Origin of the sequence: Okeania sp. SIO2B9 (assembly GCF_010672505.1) — a bacterium.
GTDB classification, from domain to species: Bacteria; Cyanobacteriota; Cyanobacteriia; order Cyanobacteriales; family Microcoleaceae; genus Okeania; species Okeania hirsuta.
Genome location: NZ_JAAHGK010000427.1, coordinates 1 through 5,513, shown reverse-complemented (window position 1 = coordinate 5,513; position 5,513 = coordinate 1). Strand labels below are relative to the sequence as shown.

The 5,513-nt window shown below is 34.3% G+C and carries 3 protein-coding genes; all 3 read right to left on the bottom strand.

Annotated elements, in window-relative coordinates:
• A partial coding sequence (locus F6K13_RS16065) for a hypothetical protein (RefSeq protein ID WP_287287830.1) occupies window positions 1-608 on the bottom strand: 608 nt, incomplete at its 3' end.
• A gap of 62 nt (window positions 609-670) precedes the next feature.
• Window positions 671-997 carry a hypothetical protein gene (locus F6K13_RS16060; protein ID WP_124154812.1) on the bottom strand — a complete coding sequence of 109 codons (327 nt, stop codon included), beginning with the start codon at window positions 995-997 and terminating at the stop codon, window positions 671-673.
• Between the two features lie 167 nt (window positions 998-1,164).
• Window positions 1,165-5,513: glycosyltransferase (locus tag F6K13_RS16055; protein ID WP_287287829.1), on the bottom strand; the 4,349-nt coding region annotated here is incomplete at its 5' end.

Below are 5,513 nucleotides of genomic sequence, written 5' to 3'. Positions count from 1 at the left end.
ATTAATGCAAAAGAATTGTGATCTGACTGGTCGTGAATACCCTCAATATATTTACCACAATTGAAACTAACTATTGTTGCTTCAGATGACCAATAATTTCTAACGTTTAAATAACCAATATCGGAGCAAAAACGACGTATTGATAAGTTAGTTTTTTCTAGTTTAAATTCTCCTACTGGTGGTGGAGGTAAAAATAAGTAGGCATCAAATAGGGAAGAGAAGTTTAAACTAGGGTCTCTGCCATAAGTTTTTAATCCTTTGCTACCTATTAATAATTCCCAAATATAAGTAACGAGACTAGGATTTCTATTACCAACTATGGTTAAATATCCCCATAAACCATTATGAGGATTCCAGTATGAATCATTCCAGTTATTTAGATATTTTCCACGGGGGAATGATTCATACAAATACCATTCAACTAAACGGTCTAATTTTTCACTATATTTGTCGTCTAAAAATTCTCCATTAACTTTAATATTTTTCCGGCGACAAATACGAAGTAAAATCCCTAATATTTTAGAAACAAATCCACAATACCAGAGACCTTCTCTTGTCATTCCTTGGTCGGTAATACTATCAATAAAAAAGTCTTCCACGCGACTCATTGCTACATTTAGCCATTTTTTTGCTTTGGGTAGATAATTACCCAGACTAATAGCAGCGATTGCTAAACTGGAAAAAGCGATAATTTGATGATTCCAACTATTAAGTTCTTTGTCTTTTCTTCCCCAAAGTTTACTGTGAGATTCTTGCCAAGTTTCCCTGGTTTTTTCTCTATAAATTCTACTAGCAAAAGATGTTCTTCTACGGTAAATAATTCGGGAGCTATATCTCTAAATAAGATAATTCCAGTTAGCACAAATGCTCTATGAATTTCTTCACTAAACAAGTTAGGATATCTAGGATAATTTTGGCTAATTTTGTTGACTATATTTTTGGCTAATTTACCAGCTTCTTTATCCTCTGCCAATTTATAAGCTAAACATAATTCCATCAAAACATTATAAATAACAAATAAGCTGGCAGATTCATCTGTTTGTAGAATAGCTTCGGAACCTAATTTTTTGGCATAATTACAGTTAGCATTTATTTGAGCAAGAATATTTTTGTATGGATAGACATGAGTTAGTTTTTTTAATGCTGTTATTTCTGTTTCACTAATCAGCAGAAATTCTCGGTTTCTGTTTCTGCTTTTATGAACTTCCCCAACATTTTTTCCTCATTTAACGTTTCAATAGTTCCTAACATTTCTCCTACTCTTTTCTCAAAACTATGATTCTCTCGAATATATTTTGCTAACTCTAATTTTCCTCCTCCATTTTGACTTTTTTGCTGCAAACAATTTTCTATTACTTTTGACAAATATTCCTGAGAATTATAAGTATAAATTTTATCTCCAAATACTTTTTCTAAACCTGCTATTTTGTCAGAAATAATCGTTGCTCCACAAGCAGCAGCATCAAATAAACGATTGGAAATAAATCCTTTTTCTAACATAGTATCCCAATGGTCATTTAATAATACGCCACACTTACTGTAATAACGTCGTAAAATTTCATTGGGAATATATTCTCCTTTTAAATAACCATCGGGCAACAAATTACCCCAGTTTGTACCATAAACATCTACCTTTAAACCACTTTTCACCGCATCTTTTACTATCTGGCGATAAACTTTCCGAGAATTTCCCACAAACAAAATTTCTCCTATTTCTTCATAACCTTCTTTGTCAGGATAAAACAAATTTGGATCTGTACATTGGAGTAAAGTTTGTACTGGAACTTTTACCTTTTTCTGTAACTCCTCAGCATAGGAATGGGATGCCACAAATACTCGGTCATATTGTTCATATTCTTGTAGGGAAACTTTATCTGGATGACTAATATTCCACATCAAATTAATATGATAAGACTTAGGTTGATAACGACTCAAACCTCGAATCGTAATTGCCACATCATCTCCAAAACTTTTCGGTGTTTCCCAATCTGGCAAAATATCAATTCTGACGGAATGACCTAATATTTCAAATTGCCGTTTAATGGCTAAGGCAAAATGATAGTCTCCCCATTCTTGCGCTTGTTTCCAGTCAGGAACTCCGATTTTTATGCCAATGCGGAAACTATTACTCATTTTTTCGCGCAAAGCAGAAAATATTGTATGGGCACGATGTTTATAAGTGTGTTTTTCTGTGACTATTTTCTGTAATTCTGCAACTTTGGCTAATCTTAATTCCTCATTTGTGAAGTACTCTCGTAATAAATTTTCGAGAGATTCGCGAGAATTATAAGTAGGCAATAGTCCGTCGAAAGATTCTTGATTTCCTAATTCTCCATTTGTGACAACTAAAGCACCTGACATAATGGCATCAAACACCCGCGAATTTGTGGAACCCCATTGTTTTGTGACGGAATTTGCATCATCAATTACTATTTTTGTGGAAGCATAGACTTTGGGCATATCTGTATAAGGGAGAGGTCCGCGATTGTACTTTTTAAACTTCTCAAATTTTTCCCAGTTATAGCCATACAAAGCAAATTCAAAGGGTAAATTATCCGGTTCCAACAAATTCATAATATCTCGTGGATATTTCCAGAAACTTCCTGTGAAGCAATAGTCAGATTTATATTTATTGTCTAGTTTGGAATTGACTTTTTCTGATTGGTTGAAATTTGCTGCTTCTGAATTTTTCTCTACTTCAGATGAGATTTTTTCTGACTCTTCTGAAATTGCTAGTTCCGAAATTTTCTCGACTTGACTTTCACCTACTTGTGGAAATTTATTACCTACTTCAGATGAGATTTTTTCTGACTCTTCTGAAATTGCTAGTTCCGAAATTTTCTCGACTTGACTTTCACCTACTTGTGGAAATTTATTACCTACTTCAGATGAGATTTTTTCTGACTCTTCTGAAATTGCTAGTTCCGAAATTTTCTCGACTTGACTTTCACCTACTTGTGGAAATTTATTACCTACTTCAGATGAGATTTTTTCTGACTCTTCTGAAATTCCTAATTCAGAATTTTTCTCTGGTTCAGAATTTATTTTTTCTGACTGATTGAAAATTGCTACTTCCGAATTTTTCCCGACTTCGGGAATTTTATTACCTAGTTCAGAAAAGGATTTTTCTGACTGATTGAAAATTTCTACTTCTGAATTTTTCCCTACTTTACTTTTGCCTGTTTCTGAAACTTTATTACTTAGTTCAGTTCTAACTTTTTCTTCACTCCTGACTCCTGACTCCTGACTCCTGACTCCTTCTTCCTCACTTCTGAATTCTGAATTCTGAATTCTGAATTCTTCTTCACTCCTGACTCCTGACTCCTGACTCCTGACTCCTTCTTCCTCACTTCTAAATTCTTTAAACCTTTCCTCATTAGTTGCTATTCTAACTACCGTTGCAGGTTTAAATAATTTCTGCTGAATATAATCTGCTGATTTTTGAGAAGAACACCAGAAACAATCATAATCTCCTGCTGATTTTTGAGACGCCCAAATCTCAAACCAATTTCTTGCCCAAGCAACTTTTACTAAACTTGGTTTAGCATTTTCTATTCTTTCTAAATCATAATCATGGCGCATAACAACAATTACATCTAATCGCGTCATATCATACCAATCTTCTCCTTCAGAAATATAATAAATATCCCATCCAAATTCTTTAACTAATTGTTCTCCTAATTCCACCGCTGTAAAATAATCTCCTGCGGAAGCTGCCATATCTGCTTCTGTTACAGCAAACCCAATAGTTAAAGGATGACCAGTCCAATAAATTCCTTTGTCAAAATAATCTTGTAGATGTTTCCTGCGTAAATAATAGGCGTATCTTTTTTCTATTATTGGGCGATTTTTCAATATTTTCTGGGTAAATTCTTTCCCTTTATTAAATCGAGAAAAACCACGATTATGAAAAGCTGTTAAATGATTAGCACTGATAATTTCTTTGCCTAATTTTTGTCGGATAGTCAAACATAAGTCTACGTCCTCATAACCATAAAAGTAGTCTTCGTTAAAACCTCCCACTTTCTGAAAATCTTCCCGCCGACACATCATTAATGCTCCCGTAACAACAGGTACTTTCCAAGGAGCAGATTGTATTTTTAATAATTGCGGAGCATATCGAATTTCAAAAGGATAAAAAGGTTCATTTTGACTGTGGAAATATAACTGCACTCCTAAATGTTGAGTAGGAGGAAAAGCTAAAGAGCGATCGCTAACTATATCTAATAATTTGACTCCTACCATTCCTAGATTTTCATCTTGTTGAATTAGCTCTACCATCTGAGGAATTATATCTTGGCAGAGGGTAATATCATTATTCATAAATAACAGTAAAGGAGCTTTTGTTTCATCTACTCCTACATTGTTGGAGTTGGAAAAAGAATAATTTTCTCCTCTGGCAATAATTTTAATTGGTAATTTTTCTGACCATTGGGTACAGACATCTATAGTATTATCTGTTGAACCGTGGTCAACTACTATTAATTCTAATTTTTCATAGCTGTTATAAAGCTCAAAGGAGGCAAATAATTCACTTAAGAGTTTCGCTCCATTCAAACTCAAAATAATTACTGCTACTTTTGGTTTTTCCGCACTTTTGAATTTTGAATTTTGACTTTTGAATTGAGAATTGACTCCTGCTTCACTTTGGAATTTTAAATTTTGACTTTTAAATTCTTTACTCCTGACTCCTGACTCCTGACTCCTGACTCCTTGAACACGATAAATAAGTTTATTAATTTCTCCCTGCTCGAAACTGAGATTAACTTCATGTTTTTTACCTTTCGGTCCGACTACTAATGGTTGAGGAGAATTTTTCAGTTGTTGACCTGTTTCTGTAATCTTGACACTAACTTCAACTAACCCATTACTATGTAAAGAAGGAGGAATTTTTTGAGCAAAAGCATGACATCCGTGAGTACCAAAAGCTTCAGCTAAATCTTGACGGTATTTATTCGCGACTAAGGTTCCGACTAAATTATTGCCAACAAAAATATCCAGAAATACAACTTTGTCAGGGTCTTTTTTATTTCTTGCCCAACCAGAAACATAGTCGATAGTTGCATAATCAAGACAACCTTCAAATTCTGTTTCTCCTAACAAACTAAGACTGCCAAGTTCCCCTGTTCTCAAAACATTTTGAAATGACAAAACTTCTTCTAATTTTTTCTTAGCCTTAGAAAAATGAGGATCTATTTCCAAAGCACGACGATAACAACTTATTGCTTCACTTAATGGATTTTTTTTAGTCTTAGCTTCCCCTAACTGAAAATGAAACTTTGCCGATAATGGTCTTAACTCCACAGCTTTAGCATAAGCAGTCACTGCCTCATCCCATCGACCTAACTTTGACATTAGTTCCCCAATATGGTATGCAACATCGGCAGATTTAGGATTAAGTTGCCTAGCTTTCGTATAAGCTACCACCGCCTCATCCCACCTTTCTAGTTGGACAAGACTTTCTCCCAGGACATGATAAACTGCTGCCGAATTAGGATTAATTTCTACTGCCA

Bases quoted from the DNA above. Each gene is read 5' to 3' on its own strand.
- F6K13_RS16060 (WP_124154812.1), bottom strand. From the start codon at position 997: ATGGAATTATGTTTAGCTTATAAATTGGCAGAGGATAAAGAAGCTGGT.